The organism is Aestuariivirga sp. (assembly GCF_965227715.1).
Lineage (GTDB): Bacteria > Pseudomonadota > Alphaproteobacteria > Rhizobiales > Aestuariivirgaceae > Aestuariivirga.
In genome coordinates this window covers 2754087-2769799 of sequence record NZ_OZ245771.1, presented here as the reverse complement: position 1 = coordinate 2769799, position 15713 = coordinate 2754087, and the positions used below count along the sequence as shown (strand labels likewise).

The 15713-nt window shown below is 62.6% G+C and carries 13 protein-coding genes and 1 pseudogene; 11 read left to right on the top strand and 3 right to left on the bottom strand.

The window, feature by feature from the left end; translation table 11 throughout:
- Positions 1-66: 66 nt before the first annotated feature.
- From infA to yacG, 3 genes are read left to right on the top strand one after another with little or no spacing between them, the layout of a single operon-like run.
- A complete protein-coding gene (gene infA / locus ACO06F_RS13135) occupies positions 67-285 on the top strand; it encodes a translation initiation factor IF-1 (protein WP_111197504.1) in 219 nt (72 codons plus the stop codon).
- A gap of 31 nt (positions 286-316) precedes the next feature.
- The gene (locus ACO06F_RS13130; protein ID WP_421693200.1) at positions 317-931 is read left to right on the top strand and encodes a Maf family nucleotide pyrophosphatase; all 615 of its coding nucleotides are present in this window, start codon (positions 317-319) and stop codon (positions 929-931) included.
- 1 nt (position 932) lies between these two features.
- Entirely contained in the window at positions 933-1112 is a 180-nt protein-coding gene (gene yacG, locus ACO06F_RS13125; RefSeq protein ID WP_421693199.1) for a DNA gyrase inhibitor YacG, read from the top strand.
- A gap of 84 nt (positions 1113-1196) precedes the next feature.
- Here yacG and ACO06F_RS13120 read toward each other — a convergent pair whose 3' ends face one another.
- The gene (locus tag ACO06F_RS13120) at positions 1197-4265 is read right to left on the bottom strand and encodes an efflux RND transporter permease subunit (RefSeq protein WP_421693198.1); all 3069 of its coding nucleotides are present in this window, start codon (positions 4263-4265) and stop codon (positions 1197-1199) included.
- Between the two features lie 6 nt (positions 4266-4271).
- Positions 4272-5396 carry an efflux RND transporter periplasmic adaptor subunit gene (locus ACO06F_RS13115; RefSeq protein ID WP_421693197.1) on the bottom strand — a complete coding sequence of 375 codons (1125 nt, stop codon included), beginning with the start codon at positions 5394-5396 and terminating at the stop codon, positions 4272-4274.
- Positions 5397-5597: 201 nt separating this feature from the next.
- On the opposite strand from ACO06F_RS13115, the gene ACO06F_RS13110 reads away from it, so the two are divergent.
- The 4 genes and pseudogenes from ACO06F_RS13110 to ACO06F_RS13095 all read left to right on the top strand — a co-directional run bounded on the left by ACO06F_RS13110 (position 5598) and on the right by ACO06F_RS13095 (position 8880).
- Entirely contained in the window at positions 5598-6725 is a 1128-nt protein-coding gene (locus ACO06F_RS13110; protein ID WP_421693196.1) for an S-(hydroxymethyl)glutathione dehydrogenase/class III alcohol dehydrogenase, read from the top strand.
- Positions 6725-7585 carry an S-formylglutathione hydrolase gene (fghA, locus tag ACO06F_RS13105; protein ID WP_421693195.1) on the top strand — a complete coding sequence of 287 codons (861 nt, stop codon included), beginning with the start codon at positions 6725-6727 and terminating at the stop codon, positions 7583-7585. The genes ACO06F_RS13110 and fghA overlap by 1 nt, the downstream gene beginning before the upstream one ends.
- Positions 7586-7860: 275 nt before the next feature.
- Positions 7861-7944, top strand: a pseudogene (locus ACO06F_RS13100) (LacI family DNA-binding transcriptional regulator); the annotation flags it as partial.
- Positions 7945-7947: 3 nt separating this feature from the next.
- The gene (locus ACO06F_RS13095) at positions 7948-8880 is read left to right on the top strand and encodes a LacI family DNA-binding transcriptional regulator (protein WP_421696682.1); all 933 of its coding nucleotides are present in this window, start codon (positions 7948-7950) and stop codon (positions 8878-8880) included.
- 6 nt (positions 8881-8886) lie between these two features.
- Here ACO06F_RS13095 and ACO06F_RS13090 read toward each other — a convergent pair whose 3' ends face one another.
- On the bottom strand, positions 8887-10365 hold the full coding sequence (locus ACO06F_RS13090) for a leucyl aminopeptidase (RefSeq protein ID WP_421693194.1): 1479 nt from the start codon (positions 10363-10365) through the stop codon (positions 8887-8889).
- Between the two features lie 282 nt (positions 10366-10647).
- On the opposite strand from ACO06F_RS13090, the gene ACO06F_RS13085 reads away from it, so the two are divergent.
- The 4 genes from ACO06F_RS13085 to rsmA are packed head-to-tail and all read left to right on the top strand — an operon-like array spanning position 10648 to position 15689.
- Positions 10648-12846 carry an LPS-assembly protein LptD gene (locus ACO06F_RS13085; RefSeq protein WP_421693193.1) on the top strand — a complete coding sequence of 733 codons (2199 nt, stop codon included), beginning with the start codon at positions 10648-10650 and terminating at the stop codon, positions 12844-12846.
- Positions 12847-12854: 8 nt separating this feature from the next.
- Positions 12855-13856 carry a SurA N-terminal domain-containing protein gene (locus ACO06F_RS13080; RefSeq protein ID WP_421693192.1) on the top strand — a complete coding sequence of 334 codons (1002 nt, stop codon included), beginning with the start codon at positions 12855-12857 and terminating at the stop codon, positions 13854-13856.
- Between the two features lie 4 nt (positions 13857-13860).
- On the top strand, positions 13861-14856 hold the full coding sequence (gene pdxA, locus ACO06F_RS13075; protein WP_421693191.1) for a 4-hydroxythreonine-4-phosphate dehydrogenase PdxA: 996 nt from the start codon (positions 13861-13863) through the stop codon (positions 14854-14856).
- On the top strand, positions 14853-15689 hold the full coding sequence (rsmA, locus tag ACO06F_RS13070; RefSeq protein WP_421693190.1) for a 16S rRNA (adenine(1518)-N(6)/adenine(1519)-N(6))-dimethyltransferase RsmA: 837 nt from the start codon (positions 14853-14855) through the stop codon (positions 15687-15689). Before pdxA ends, rsmA begins: the two co-directional genes overlap by 4 nt.
- The last annotated feature ends 24 nt before the right edge of the window (positions 15690-15713 follow it).

The window sequence follows — 15713 nt, the reverse complement described above, 5'->3', positions numbered from 1 at the left end:
CTTGATTTTGAGGGCCAACAGGTCCATTTTCCGCGCGATTTCCAAAACCCCCCTCTAAGGAGCCACATGGCAAAGGAAGAACTGCTCGAATTCGAAGGTACCGTGACCGAACTTCTGCCCAACGCGACGTTCCGCGTGAAGCTCGACAACAATCACGAGATCATCGCCCACACCGCCGGCAAGATGCGCAAGAACCGCATCCGCGTGCTCGCGGGCGACCGCGTGATGGTCGAAATGACGCCCTATGACCTGACGAAGGGCCGCATCAATTATCGCTTCAAGTAAAAGCAAGGGCGCGCACGCCCCCGTCAAGCTCGTGCTGGCCAGCGCCTCGCCGCGCCGGCTTCAGCTGCTGGAGCGCGTGGGGCTCACCCCCGATCTCCTCAACCCGTCTGACATTGATGAGCTGCCGCACAAGCGGGAGACGCCACGCGCGCTTTCCGTCCGGCTGGCGCGTGAGAAGGCGCAGCGCGCGCTGGAAATGCCGCTCGTCCGCGCGCTGGGGCACAATGCCTTCGTATTGGGGGCGGACACGGTGGTGGGGCTCGGCCGCCGCATCCTGCCCAAGGCCGAAACCCTGGACGAGGCGCGTGATTGCCTGTCCCTCCTCTCCGGCCGCTCGCACTGGGTTTATTCCACTGTCTGCCTGATCGCACCTGGCAACAAGGTGTCGAGCCGCTGCGTTGAAACCAAGGTCCGCTTCAAGCGGCTCTCGCGCGAGGATGTGGATAGCTACATCGCCTCCAATGAATGGCGCGGCAAGGCTGGCGGCTATGCGATCCAGGGCCGCGCCGAGGCCTTCGTCCGCCTGCTGACGGGTTCCTATTCCGGCGTCATGGGGCTGCCGCTTTACGAAACCGTGCATCTTCTCGAAGGGGCGGGCTACCCCGTCTTCCACAGCTGGATGACGGCGCCGCAATCCGAGGTGTGAGATGGCGGAACCCGTCCGCCTGCGCCCCAAACGCGCTTGCCCCATCTGCAGCAAACCCTCGCAGCAGAAATACCATCCCTTTTGCTCCGCCCGCTGCGCACAGGTGGACCTGAACCGCTGGCTCGGTGGCAACTATGCAATTCCGGTGACGGAGGACGAGCCGGAGGAGGATGAGACGTAACGCCTCGCGCGGCACACCTTTTTTTCCCGCTTCAGCGGGAGAAGGAACCCGTTGCGGAACGCAACGGGGAGATGAGGGGGGGGCTTACTCCGCCGCCTGCGCGTGTCCGGCTACCGCCACGTCTGTTTTCTTCGGTCGCCAGCCCATCACCGCATAGACACAGGGCACCACGAACAGCGTCAAGAGCGTACCAAGGCTCATGCCGCCAACGATGACCCAGCCGATCTGCTGGCGGCTTTCCGCGCCGGCGCCCGAGGCGATGGCCAGCGGAATGGCGCCGAGGATCATTGCACCCGTTGTCATGAGAATCGGCCGCAGCCTGAGCCTTGCGGCTTCGAGAATGGCGGCGCGGCGCTCCACCCCCTCCTGCTGCAGCTTATTGGCAAAATCCACGATCAGGATGCCGTGCTTGGTAATAAGCCCGATCAGGGTGACGAGGCCGATCTGCGAATAGACGTTGAGCGTGCCACCGGTGAGCCACAAGGCCCCAAGTGCGCCGGTCATCGAAAGCGGCACGGACACCATGATCATGATGGGATCGCGGAAACTTTCGAACTGTGCGGCCAGCACCAGATAGATGAAGGCGAGCGCCATGACGAAAACCAATAGCAAGTTCGAACTCGCGTCGCGGAACTCGCGCGCCTGTCCGGTGAGATCCGTGATCGTGCCTTGCGGCAGCACCTCGGCTGCCGCCTGGTCCACCGCCTGGATCGCCTCGCCCAGCGTATAGCCCGGTGCGAGATTGGCCTGAATGGTGATAGCGCGCAGCTGGTTGAAGCGGCGCAGGTCCCGTGGCGCCACACCCACCGTGTAGCTCACGATGTTACTAAGCTGCACCATCTCGCCATTCTTGCCCTTGACGAAAATCTGCGACAGCGTCTCGGGCGAGGTGCGTTGATCCGCCGGCAGCGCCACCGTCACATCATATTGCTGGGAGCCGATCTGGAAGGTTGAGACATTGCGCCCGCCCAGCAGCGTTTCCAGCGTGCGGCCGACAACCGAAATATCAAGCCCCAGATCCGCCACGCGGTTGCGGTCGATCTCCACCTCAACCTGCGGCTTGTTGAGGCGCATGTCAGTGTCGAGGTCGGCCAGGCCCGGATTGTCCTTCAGCCGCTCAACCAGCTTGTTGGCGAGATCATTCAGCTCTTCATAAGAAGCCGTGGACTGGATCACGAACTGGAACGGCTTGCCGAAGCCGCGCACGCCCAGCGATGCGGGGTTGCTGGCAAAAGCATGCACGCCCGCAATCTTGCGGAGCTTCGGTGCAAGCTGCTGCACGATCTGCTGCTGGGAGACGCTTCGCTCAGCCCAATCCTTCAACCTTGCGAAAGAAAGAAACTGCGTGACGTCGCCTGAGCCCACGATCATCAGATAGGACCGCAGCTCCGGCACCTGGGCCAGCAATTCCTCCGCCTGCTGCGCATAGCGCTGGGTATAGCCGAAGCTCGCCCCTTCCGGCGCATTGCCGGTGACGGTGATAGTGCCCCGGTCTTCGATGGGTGAAAGCTCGGACTTCATCTGGGTGAACAGCCAGCCGCCTCCAACACCCACGAACAGGGCCAGCAGCAGCACCAGCCAGCGCAGCTTCAATGCCGCGGAAAGCCCATGCGAATAGCCGCGCTCCAGCGCGCCCAGCCCGCCTTCGATCACCCGGGCGAAGATGTTGCTGCGCTCCGAATGTTTCAGGAGCTTCGAACACATCATTGGCGTCAGCGTCAGCGCCACGAAACCGGAGACGACGACGGCGCCGGCAAGCGTGACCGCGAATTCCAGGAACAGGCGCCCGGTGCGGCCGGGCGTGAAAGCGATGGGCGCATAGACGGCGGCGAGCGTCAGCGTCATCGCAATGACGGCGAAGCCGATTTCGCGTGCACCCTTGATGGCCGCCTCGAAGGGTTTCATCCCCTCCTCGATGTGGCGGTAGATGTTTTCGAGAACGACAATCGCATCATCCACCACAAGGCCGATGGCCAGAACCATGGCCAGCAGCGTCAGCGTGTTCACCGTCAGCCCCGTGGCATACATGATGGCGAAGGTCGCAATCAGTGACACGGGGATGGTGACGACGGGAATGATGGCGGCGCGGAAGGAATGGAGGAAGAGGAGGATGATCAGAAGAACCAGCCCCACCGCTTCCAGAATGGTGTGGAAGACATTCTGGATCGACCGGTCGATGAACACGGTGGAGTCGAATCCGATGGAGATCGATGTGCCCTCCGGCAGCTCCTCGTTGAGGCGCGGCAGCAGCTCCTTCACTTCGCTGGCCACATCGAGCGGGTTTGCCACCGCCGTCTTGACGATGCCGATCGAAATCGCAGTCGCGCCATTATAGCGGCTCTCGCGGCGCACATCCGCCGTGCCGAGCTCGACCAGCGCCACATCGCCCAGCTTCACCTGAAGGCCGCCACCTTCCTTCAGAACGATCTGTGAAAATTCCTCCGGCGTGCCGAGCGAGGTCTTGGACAGCACCGTGAACTCGCGCTCGACGCTTTCGATGCGGCCTGCCGGAATATCGGCGTTCTGATTGCGGATGGCGTTCTCGACATCCTGTACGGTAAGGCCCTGGCCCGCGAGCCGCGCGGGGTCGATCCACACCCGCATCGCATAGGTGCGAGCGCCATTGATGGAGGCATCGGCCACGCCGTCGAGGTTCTTGAAGCGGTTCACCACAAAGCGGTCGACATAGTCCGTCAGCGCTGCCGCGCTCATCGAACTCGACTGCATGACGAGGAACATGATGGGCTGGGCGTCAGCCTCCACTTTCGAAATATTGGGCTCGCTGATCTCGTCCGGCAATTGCCGCCTGACCCGGCTCACCCGGTCACGCACGTCGCTTGTGGCGGCATCGATGGCCACGGTCGAGCGGAAGCGCACGGTGATGCGGCTCTGCTCGGCGCGCGAGGTGGACTCGATCGTGTCGATCCCCTCGATGCCCGCGAGCGAGCCTTCCAGCACCTGTGTGACCTGCGATTCGATCACCTCGGCCGAAGCACCCGGATAATCCGTCTGAACCGAAACCTGCGGTTCATCAATGTTGGGATATTCGCGGATTGTGAGGCGCGAGAAGGACATAAGCCCCGCCAGCACCAGCACCAGGCTCAGCACCGTCGCGAACACCGGGCGTCTGATGCAGAACTCGGTGAAACCCATCGGCGGCTACTCGGCAGCCGCCGCGGCCGAGACGATATCGACCGCAGCACCATTCGAAAGCTGCGCATTGCCGGCGGTCACCACCGTATCGCCCGCCGTGAGGCCCTGCCGCACCTCGACCTTTCCTTCCATGCGCTTGCCGAGCTTCACGGCAACTTCCATCGCTTTATTGTCAGCCACCGTGAACACCACCACCTTGTCGCCGCGCTGCACGATGGCCGCTTCTGGAACCACCACCGCCTCGCGCTCCGGCCCCTTCACGATCACCCGCACCAGAAGGCCAGGCCTCAACTTCATGTCCGTGTTTTCAAACTGGGCCCGCACCTGCAGCGCGCGGCCGTTCACGTCGATTGCGGGGTTGAGTGCGGAAATCGTCGCATTGAAGCTCTGGCCCGGCAGCGCGTCGGCGGTGAATTCGACGCTGCGGGCCGCTTCCAGCGCCTGCTGCTGCAATTCGGGCACGGCAAAGCTCACTTGCAGCCTGTCCACCTTGTCGAGCTGGACCAGCGGCGTTCCCGCCGTCACATATGCGCCCTCGGAAATCGTGCGGAAGCCGAGGGTGCCGGAAAAGGGTGCGGTGATCGTCAATTTGGAAAGCCGCACCTGAGCGGTATCAACCGCCACCTGCGCCACGTCGCGCGCGGATTGTGATTCTTCGAAAGCGCTCTGGGCCACGTTGCCGCTCTGGCGGAGCTTCTGGTTGCGGGCAAAATTCGCCTCCGCGAGCTTGAGCCGTGCCCGGGCATCGTCGAGCTCCGCCTTTGCGAGATTTGGATCGAGCTGGAACAGCGGCGTTCCGGCGGAAACACTGGCGCCGTCCTGAAAGGCGATGCGGGCGATGCGGCCACTGGTCTCGGGGGCAATCGCCACACTTTCATCGGCCAGAAGCGTGCCGATGGCCTGAATGTCATCACTCAATCGTGAAGCGGACGCGCGGGCTGTTTCAACCGCAGCGGGCCCTCTATTGGACCTGGCACCACCTCCAGTTTGCGCTGCAGGCGCCGTGCTCACCGCCTTGGCACCGGAGCCCATGCCCGTCAGCGCCATCACATCCACACCATAATGCCGGATGCCGAACGCAGCCGCGGCGACGATCACCGCGCCAATCAACAGGAAAACCAAGCGTCTCATCAACAAAATAGCCTTTCGTGCGGGGCGACACTAGGCCGAAACCCCGCGGTCTTCCATACGTGCGCATGCATGTCTTCGGATTGAGGACGGATACCGGAAGAGCAATCCGTTCCTGCGGCTTTGGTTCTTCTGGCTCTGGCGCTGGCCGGGCCGCCGCGATATGTGCCTCGCCTGAGATCGATTTGAGGAGAAGTTGCTGCCATGAAATCCCGCGCCGCCATTGCCTTCGAAGCCGGAAAGCCACTGGAAATCGTGGAGGTGGACCTCGAAGGTCCCAAGGCTGGCGAGGTGCTGGTCGAGATCAAGGCCACCGGTGTGTGCCACACCGATGAGTTCACCAGGTCAGGGGCGGATCCCGAAGGCCTCTTTCCGGTAATCCTCGGCCATGAAGGGGCAGGCGTGGTGGTGGAGGTTGGCCCCGGCGTCACCTCGGTGAAGCCGGGTAACCATGTGATCCCGCTCTATACGCCCGAATGCCGCCAGTGCCCGTCCTGCCTGTCGCGCAAGACCAATCTCTGCACCGCCATTCGCGCCACCCAGGGTCAGGGCCTCATGCCGGACGGCACCTCGCGTTTTTCCTACAAAGGGCAGAAGATCCATCACTACATGGGCTGTTCCACCTTCTCGAACTATACGGTCCTGCCCGAGATCGCCGTCGCCAAGGTCAACCCCGCCGCCCCCTTCGACAAGATCTGCTATATCGGCTGCGGCGTGACCACGGGCGTGGGCGCGGTGGTCAACACCGCCAATGTCGAGGCGGGTGCCACGGCCATCGTCTTCGGTCTTGGCGGCATCGGCCTCAATGTGGTGCAGGGCCTGAAGCTGGCAGGCGCGGACATGATCATCGGCGTGGACCTCAACCCCGCCCGCAAGGACTGGGGCGAGCGCTTCGGCATGACCCATTTCGTCAACCCCTCGGAGGTCGATGGCGATCTCGTGGCCCATCTCGTGAACATGACGAAGCGCGGGGCAGACCAGATCGGCGGGGCGGATTACACCTTCGACTGCACCGGAAACGTGAAGGTCATGCGCATCGCCCTGGAAGCCAGTCACAGGGGTTGGGGCCAGTCCATCATCATCGGGGTTGCCGCTGCGGGCCAGGAAATTGCCACGAGGCCCTTCCAGCTGGTCACCGGCCGCGTCTGGAAGGGCACCGCCTTCGGCGGCGCCCGTGGTCGCACCGATGTGCCGAAGATCGTGGACTGGTACATGTCAGGCAAGATCGAGATCGACCCGATGATCACCCATACGATGCCCCTCGATGACATCAACAAGGCCTTCGACCTGATGCATGAAGGCAAATCCATCCGCAGCGTGGTCTTGTTCTGATGCCGCTTGAGACGAAATCGCTGTGGACGTCCCATGGCGGCCAGCAGGGCGTCTATAGCCACGCCTCCACCGCCTGTGCCTGCCCGATGACCTTTGCGGTCTTCGTGCCGCCACACCAGCCGGGGGCAAAGCTGCCGGTGCTCTGGTATCTCTCCGGCCTCACCTGCACCCATGCCAATGTGATGGAGAAGGGCGAATACCGCGAGGCCGCGGCACGGCTTGGCCTCATCATCGTCTGCCCGGATACGAGCCCGCGGGGCGAGGGCGTGGCAGATCAACCGGAGAACTGGAAGCTGGGCTGCGGTGCGGGCTTCTACGTGGATGCGACGGAACAGCCCTGGGCGAAGAACTATCGCATGTACAGCTATGTGACGGCGGAACTCCCCGCCCTCCTGGCAGCACACTTCCCCATGGCGGACATGGGCCGCCAAGGCATTTTCGGCCATTCCATGGGTGGCCACGGCGCGCTTGTGGCCGCTCTGAAGAACCCGGGCCGCTACCGGAGCTGTTCGGCCTTCGCACCCATCGTCCACCCGATGACGGCGGAATGGTCCCGCGGCGCATTTGCAGCCTATCTGGGCGCGGACGAAACACTTTGGCGGGCCTGGGATGCTGTCGCACTGATCGAGGACGGGGCAAGGCCGCCCCCTTTGCTGGTGGATCAGGGCACCGCCGATTCATTTTTGGAGGACGGATTGCGCCCATGGTTGCTGGAGGAGGCCTGCCTGGCTGGAGGCGTTCCCCTGACACTGCGGATGGAGGAGGGCTATGACCACTCCTATTACTTCATTTCCAGCTTTATGGCCGATCAGCTCGCGTGGCACGCGTCGTTTTTGAGTGAAGACATCGTGAATTTTTAATTCATGGGTTCCAAGATGTGTCGTTCTGACGCGGGCAAGCGGGCCCCGGCATCACCTAAGGGAAGGTTGCTGCCCTCACGGGCATTCCTATTAACTATCAGTTACTTGGCACTATGAAATTGTTCACCTCCATTATCGCAGGAGATGAAACCGGTTGAAAGAGATGGTACCAAAATAATATAAAATATGGGTCCAGTCAGCAAATTATCATTTTTGGCAATTTGAAACGCTCCGGTTGTGGGTTACTTTCGGCGGCGTAAACCATTTCGGGTTGAATGATGCGACCGACCTTATCGGATGTTGCCAAACTTGCTGGGGTGTCCGTAGCGACGGCCTCCCGCGCTCTCAGCAATCCTGACCTCGTGGCGGATGGAACACGCCGCGCCGTGCGGGACGCTGCCTCCTCCTGTGGATACAAGATCAATCTTGTGGCCCGCTCCCTTCGAATCCAGCGCACGGACACGCTCCTGCTGCTCGCACCCTGTGTAGATGATTCATTCTGTCCCGGGATCCTGCGCAGCGTCGAAGACGCGGCGCTGTCCATGGGCTATTCGGTGATCGTGGGCTTCACGGCGAAGAGCGAAAAATACCGTGAAGCCTATGCCGAGCTTCTCAGCGCCGGCCGGGTGGACGGCATGCTGGTGATGGATGGCGGATCGGGTGTCGAGCGCCTGACCGGCCCCCGCCCCGACCTGCCGGTGGTTCAGATCTTCGACCGGATCTACGAATCACACGTCCCCTCCGTCCGGGTGGATGACCATCTCGTGGCGGATCTCGCGGTTCGCCAGCTCGCCAGCATGGGCCATCGCCGCATTGCCCATATTTCCGGCACACCCGATTCGCGCGCTGCTTCCGATCGTCAGACCGGCTACATGTCCGCCCTGCGCGGCCTGGGCTTTGCAGTTGAGGAAGCCATGGTCCGGAACGGCCATGGCCGCCGGGACGGTGCGGCGGAAGCCATGCGCCAGTTGCTTGAACTGTCCCAGCCCCCAACAGCGGTGTTTTGCGCCAGTGACAGCATGGCTTGCGCCGCCATGGATGTGTGCCGGGACCGCGGGATGCATGTGCCGGGGGACATCTCCTTCATCGGCGCTGACAATACGGCGGACGGCCAGAACGCTTATCCCTCGCTCACCACGGTTCATGTTCCCCGCTCCGATATCTGCGCCAGGGCGGTGGAAAAGCTCGTTGGCCTCATCCGTGGCCAGCAGGGCATTCCGCACGACACGGTGATGCCGGTGGAACTGATGCTCCGTGGCAGCTGCGCGCCCCTCAGGAAGGCTGTTGCCGCCTGAGCGGCGTCACTTCTCGTAATATTGCGACACCAACCGGTCGAGCAAACGCACACCCCAGCCAGAGCCCCAGCTCTGGTTGATGGCGTTGCGCGAGCCGTCCATTGCCGTGCCTGCCACGTCCAGATGCACCCAGGGTACATTGTTGACGAAGCGCTGCAGGAACTGCGCCGCGGTAATCGCACCCGCATGGCGCCCGCCCGTGTTTTTAACGTCGGCCACGTCATGATCGATGATCTTGTCATATTCGGGCGCGAGCGGCATGCGCCACACCTTCTCGCCCGTGGCATAGCCCGCCTCTGACAGGCGCTGGGACAGCTCGTCGCTGTTGCTGAAAAGCCCCGCATGCTCCTTGCCCAGCGCCACCATGATGGCGCCGGTGAGCGTCGCCAGGTCGATCATGAAACGCGGCTTGAATCTGTCCTGGATGTACCAGAGCACATCAGCAAGCACGAGCCGGCCTTCGGCATCCGTGTTGAGAACCGCAATCGTCTGCCCGGACATTGAGGTGACGACGTCGCCTGGGCGCTGCGCATTGCCGTCCGGCATGTTCTCGACCAGGCCGATGGCGCCAATGGCGTTGACCTTGGCTTTGCGCTTGGCCAGCGCCATCATCAGGCCTGCAACGCAGGCGGCACCGCCCATGTCGCCCTTCATGTCCTCCATGCCTTGGGCCGGCTTGATCGAAATGCCGCCCGTATCGAAGGTCACACCTTTGCCAATGAAGGCCAGCGGCGCCTCTCCGGCCTTGCCGCCCTTCCATTCCATCACCACCATGCGCGCCTCATGCGCCGAGCCCTGGGCAACACCCAGAAGCGCGTTCATGCCGAGCTTCTTCATCTGCGCCGGGGTGAGAACGGAGATCTTGAGGCCAAGCTTGGCGAGCGGCTTCATGCGCTGCGCGAATTCAACCGGGTGCAGGCGATTCGGCGGCTCATTCACCAGATCGCGGGCCAGATGGACGCCCTCGGCCACCGCCTCAAGGCCCAGGAAGCGCTGGCGCGCACCCTTGGCATCAGCCGTCAGGAGGGTGATCTCCTTCAGCTCCCGGCCTTCGGGCTTCTTCGACTTGTAGTGGTTGAAACTGTAGATCCGCAACTTGGCGCCGGAGCCGATGCGGGCCGCGGTTTCAGCCGCACCCAGTCCTCCTCCGTCGAGATCGGCCGCAATCACCGCCGTCTCGGCCTTCACGGCCTGGATCACGGCCGCGGCGGCACCACCCAGCATTTCGAGATCGAGCGTGCGAAGATTGGCTAGCGCCCCCACCCCGAACAGCACCGCCCGGCTGAAGCCGCCACCTGGCGCCACGATGTCCAGCGTCGTGTCCCGCCTGCCGCCAAATCCTGCCGCCGCCATGGCCCGCTTGATCTGCCCGTCCGCCCGGCGGTCAGCCTCGGCGGCAAGGCCAGTGAGGGCCGTCCCCTCCGGAACCAGCAGGATGAGAACGCCTGATTTCGGCAGGGTGGCGGCGGAAAAACTGATTTTCATGGGGTGCCTTTGCGGAATGGAGCTCCCTCTTAGCGGGTTTTTCCCGCTTTGGGAATCATGGGGGCGGCCCCAGCGGAAACAAGGCCCCGTTAACCATGACGAGCGACCTTCTTCGCGGTGCCGCAATCCCGTCGGAGAATGACATAGTAGGGCTTCACGGCTCAGCCGAAAGCCGTTAAGACTTGTGCAAGGAAGTGAGTTCGTCGGGGTCAGGTGGCAAAACACCGTTTCAGCCAGCGCTATAAAAGAGTGCCGGGACTGCAGGTCTGTCTGCTTGGCCTGATGGCGGCTGCTGGCCTGGGGCTGACCGTACCCTCCTCCCTTGCCCGAATCGCCGACCAGCCTGCCTTCGTCGCCCCCGAGGATAAGCCGATCCCCAAGGGAACGCGGGTTGACGTGATCGCCGAACGCCTCACCTATGATGCCAACACGAAGGTCGCCACCGCCACCGGCACCGTGCAGCTGACCTACGGCCCCTATATCCTGACCGCCACCCGCGTCGCCTACAACATGAAGAGCGGCACCTTCGAGGCCAATGGCTCCGTCATTCTCAAGGAGCCCAACGGAAACATTCTGGAGGCAGATTCAGCGCAGCTGCGCGACACCTTCAAGGAAGGCTTCGCCAATCATGTGAAGGCGCTGCTCACCAACAACGTCACCATCACGGCGATCTATGCCAAGCGTTATGAGAATGGCGTCACCATCTACCAGAACGCCAGCTACACCGCCTGCCAGACCTGCGTGACGGAAGACGGCGTCCCCATCTGGCAGATCGTGGCGCGTGAGGCAAAGCATGACCTCAACACCCACACGATTTACTACAAGGATGTGAGCCTGAAGTTGGGCGACGTGCCGGTCCTCTGGGCGCCCCGTTTCGCCTATCCGGATCCAACGGTGAAGCGCCGCACCGGCTTCCTGATTCCCTCCTACCATTCGGGCGACTTCGGCTTCGGCGTTGCCACACCCTATTTCTGGGCCATCAAACCCAACATGGACTTGACGCTCTCGCCCATGTGGACAACGCGGCGCGGCGTCCTGGCGGATGCGGAGTTCCGCCACCGCCTGTCGTCCGGCACCTATTCGATCGCTGGCTACGGCATTTATGAAACCAGCCTGAGCAAGTCGAACGAGACTGGAAGCCCCTGGCGAGGGGGTGCCCGCACCCAGGGCGATTTCAAGATCAACGACAATTGGGACTGGGGCTGGGACGGCACGGTGGTGAGCGACCGGAAGTTCCTTTCCGACTATGATATCGATTCCCGCAATATGCTGGCGAGTTACGTTCAGGCCACGGGCCTGAACGACCGGAACTATACCAAGGCGCAGATCATCGGCTGGCAGACCCTGGTCAAAGACCAGGACCAAAGCGAGATGCCGATCGCGACGCCCTTCGTGACCGGTGACTATGTGCTGGGCACCGAAGTGCTGGGCGGCGAGTTCTCCTATGGCTTCAACGCCTATTCGCTGGAGCGCCGGAGTTCGGTGGACGAGCCGCAGAACGGCATCGAGCTGGGAACCGAACAGTCCCACTTCACCGCCTATGCGGACTGGAAGCGCCAGATGATTTCCCAGTCCGGCCTGCTGGTGACGCCCTTCGCCGGTGTCCGCTCGGATGCCTATTATTCCGAGAACGTTCCGGGCGCGTCTTCTGACGAAGACTCCGAATTCGATCTGACGCCGACTGCGGGGATCGATACCCGCATGCCCTTCGTGGCGAGCTTCGGCACCTTGCAGAGCGTGCTGACGCCGGTGGCCCAGATCATCGCCTCGCCCTCCGAGCCCAACCAGCACAACAACGCCAACGAAGACGCAATCACCCTCAACTTCGACACCAGCAATCTTTTCCTCAGCGACCGCTTCACCGGCTATGACCGCTGGGAGGGGGGCCTAAGGGCCAATGCCGGCGTCAACTACACGCTCATGGCCGAAAGCGGCAGCTTCCTGCGCGCCACCTTTGGCGAAAGCTTCCACATCGCGGGCGAAAACAGCTTCCTTGCAGGCTCGGGCCTCGACGGCACGGCCTCCGACCTGGTGGCGGGCGTGGCCCTCCAGCTCACCCCAAGCGTGACCTTGGGCTATCAGGCGCGCATGGAGGAAGATCTCTCGCGGATCAATGTCCAGGAGGCTTCACTCGGCCTCAATTTCGGCAAGTTTTCCGGCTCATTCAACTACGCCGATATTTCGGCGGCCGCCAATTACGGGCGGCCTGACAATGAACAGCAGGTCTGGGCGGACGCACGCTACTATCTCAACAACGCCTGGAGCGTCTTTGGCGGTTTCCGCTATGACATCCAGAACGATAAGCCGATGGATGAGAAAATGGGCGTGACATTCGACTGCGATTGCATGAAGGCGGATCTCACCTATTCCATGTCGCACACCGATCAATTTGGCGTTTCCGACAACGGCACGGAATACCGGATCGACCTCAGCGTTGAGCTCAGGACGATCGGCGTGATCGCGGGCGGGTTCCAGCTCTGATGCTGAACATGAGACGCCTTGCCGCTGCGGCAGCCGCGGTTTTCCTTGCATTGTCGCCTTTGGGCGGCGTGGCGCCGGCGCTGGCGGCTTCTGCCAGCATCGTTGCCCTGGTCAATGACCAGCCGATCACCGAGCTGGACCTGAGCCAGCGCATCGTTCTGCTCGAAGTTCTGGGCGATCTTCCGCAAGGCGGAATGAGCAAGCAGAAGGCGCTGCAGGAATTGATCGACGACGAGGTGAAGCTCGTGGAAGCCGGCCGCTTCAACATGTTGCCCAGCGACGCCGATGTGACGGACCGCATTGACCGTATCGCCAAGAATCTGAAACTGACAAAGCAACAGTTGATCGACAAGCTGAAGGCCAAGGGCATCACCGAAAAGAGCTTCCGCCGCTATCTGGCCGCCTCCATGGGGTTCAGCCGCATCATCAACGGCAAATACAAGGACGACATGGAAGCAACCGACGCCGAGGTCGATGCCAAGCTGGCGGAGATCAAGGCCAAGTTCGGCGACCAGATGTCCAAGATCATGAACGACCCGCGCATGAAGCCCATCACCGTCTATTCGCTGATGGAGATTCTGCTGCCCGTCGATGGCGATGATCCCATGCTGCTGCAGTCCCGTGCCATTGAGGCGCAGCAGGTGGCGCAGCGGCTGAAGGGCTGCGGCTCGCTCAAGGCCGCCTCAGAAGGCATCTTCAACGTGAAGCCCGGCAAGAAATTTGAAGCCGATGCAGCACGGGTTCCGCCCCAGATGCGGCAAGCGCTGGAACAGGCAGGCCAAGGCCATGCCATTGGCCCGATGCGCGGCAAGGGCGGCATTCAGCTCATCGCCTGGTGCGGTGTGCGCAAGCTCACCCCGCCCAAGCCCGATTTCAAGATGCCGGACCGTGAGCAGGCCCGGCGCATCGTCATCAACGAGAAATATGACAAGATCGAAGAGGACTATCTGAAGACGGCGCGCGAAAAGCTCTATGTCGAGTATCGCGACCCGAGCTACGCGCAGCAGTAAGCTGATGGCGCCGGCTCCCCTTCTTCTCACCTGCGGCGAGCCTGCGGGCGTTGCACCAGAGATTAGCGGCTTCGCTTGGCAGGCCCTCCACCAGGACGCCCCATGCGCCTTCGCCCTGCTGGGAGACTTTCATTATTGGCAGGCGCGCTGCCCGGGCCTGCCCCTCACGCAGATCGCGGCGCTTTCCGAAGCGCCGGCTGTGTTCGCTAGGGCCCTTCCTGTTCTTCACCGCCCCCTGTTGGCCCATCCTGTGCCCGGCACGATTTCGCCAGAGACCGCGCCTCAGGTGATTGCCGCCATTGATGAAGCCGTGGCACTCGCCTTCGAAGGTCAGGCCTCCGCCATCGTAACCAACCCCATCCAGAAGGACGCGCTCTACAGCGCGGGCTTCCGGCACCAGGGCCACACGGATTATCTGGCGCATCTCTCAGCCCGCCACGGTCACGCCGTGCAAGAGGTGATGATGCTGGTGGCGGAAGACCTGCGCGCCATACCCGTCACCGTTCATATTCCGCTGAAGGACGTGCCGCAGGCTTTGACGCGTGAGGCCATCCTGTCCCAGGCGCGCGTCACCGCGCGTGATCTCGCGCGCTATTTCGGCATCGCCCGCCCGCGCCTGGCCTTCACCGGCCTCAACCCGCATGCCGGAGAAAACGGCGCGATGGGCCGCGAGGAGATCGATCTGATCCGCCCCGCCCTACAAACGCTGAAGGAAGAAGGCCTTGACGTGATGGGGCCACTCTCTGCCGACACCGCCTTCCATGCCGAGGCGCGCGCCAATTATGATGCAATTCTCTGCATGTATCACGATCAAGCGCTGATCCCGGTGAAGACTCTCGATTTTCATGGCGGCGTCAATGTGAGCCTGGGGCTGCCCTTCATCCGCACCTCGCCCGATCATGGAACCGCATTGGGCATTGCAGGCCGGGGCACCGCCAACCCGAAAAGCCTCATTGCCGCCATCCGCCTCGCTGCGCGCATGGCCGGGTCCCAGCGGTGAGCGATGACACGCTGCCGCCCCTGCGGGAGGTGATTGCCCGCCATGGCCTTGCGGCCCGCAAGGCGCTGGGCCAGAACTTCCTGTTTGACCTGAACCTCACCCGCCGCATTGCCAGAGCTGCTGCCCCGCTGGAAGGCGTCACCATCATCGAAATCGGCCCGGGGCCAGGCGGCCTCACGCGCGCGCTGCTGATGGAGGGTGCAACCCGCATCATCGCCATCGAGCGGGATGACCGCGCCATTGCCGCACTTGAAGAGATTTCGGCCGCCTATCCCGGCCGCCTCACCATCATCGCAGGCGATGCGCTGGAAGCGGATTACGCCGCACTGGCCTCAGGCACCCGCACCAAGATCGTGGCGAACCTTCCCTACAATATCGCAACGCCGCTGCTCATTGGCTGGTTGACCCTTGGCGAATGGCCGCCCTTCTATGACTCGCTCACGCTGATGTTCCAGAAGGAAGTGGCAGAGCGAATCGTGGCCCGGCCCGGCGGCAAGGATTATGGCCGCCTCTCCGTGCTCTGTCAGTATCGCTGCGAAGCGAAGAAGCTGTTCGACGTGAATCGCTCCGCCTTCACGCCCGCCCCCAAGGTGACCTCGAGCATCGTTCAGTTGATCCCGCGGTCCATGCCCGAACCCCGCTGCACGCTCGCCACGCTGGAACGCGTCACCGCCGCCGCCTTCGGCCAGCGCCGCAAAATGCTCCGCGCCAGCCTGCGGAGCATTCTCGCAGAGCCCGAACCCCTGCTCGCCGAACTCGGCATCAATCCGGAGCTGAGAGCCGAACAACTCCCCGTCGAAGCCTTTGCCCGGCTTGCGGCGCGGGTTGGGTAGAGCGCGGGAAGGTTTAAGTGAGAT

What these genes read in the sequence shown, in the direction of transcription:
- infA (WP_111197504.1), top strand. Translation starts at nt 67, where the DNA reads ATGGCAAAGGAAGAACTGCTCGAATTCGAAGGTACCGTGACCGAACTT.
- yacG (WP_421693199.1), top strand. Translation starts at nt 933, where the DNA reads ATGGCGGAACCCGTCCGCCTGCGCCCCAAACGCGCTTGCCCCATCTGC.
- ACO06F_RS13120 (WP_421693198.1), bottom strand. Translation starts at nt 4,265, where the DNA reads ATGGGTTTCACCGAGTTCTGCATCAGACGCCCGGTGTTCGCGACGGTG.
- ACO06F_RS13115 (WP_421693197.1), bottom strand. Translation starts at nt 5,396, where the DNA reads ATGAGACGCTTGGTTTTCCTGTTGATTGGCGCGGTGATCGTCGCCGCG.
- ACO06F_RS13110 (WP_421693196.1), top strand. Translation starts at nt 5,598, where the DNA reads ATGAAATCCCGCGCCGCCATTGCCTTCGAAGCCGGAAAGCCACTGGAA.
- fghA (WP_421693195.1), top strand. Translation starts at nt 6,725, where the DNA reads ATGCCGCTTGAGACGAAATCGCTGTGGACGTCCCATGGCGGCCAGCAG.
- ACO06F_RS13090 (WP_421693194.1), bottom strand. Translation starts at nt 10,365, where the DNA reads ATGAAAATCAGTTTTTCCGCCGCCACCCTGCCGAAATCAGGCGTTCTC.
- ACO06F_RS13085 (WP_421693193.1), top strand. Translation starts at nt 10,648, where the DNA reads ATGGCGGCTGCTGGCCTGGGGCTGACCGTACCCTCCTCCCTTGCCCGA.
- ACO06F_RS13080 (WP_421693192.1), top strand. Translation starts at nt 12,855, where the DNA reads ATGAGACGCCTTGCCGCTGCGGCAGCCGCGGTTTTCCTTGCATTGTCG.
- pdxA (WP_421693191.1), top strand. Translation starts at nt 13,861, where the DNA reads ATGGCGCCGGCTCCCCTTCTTCTCACCTGCGGCGAGCCTGCGGGCGTT.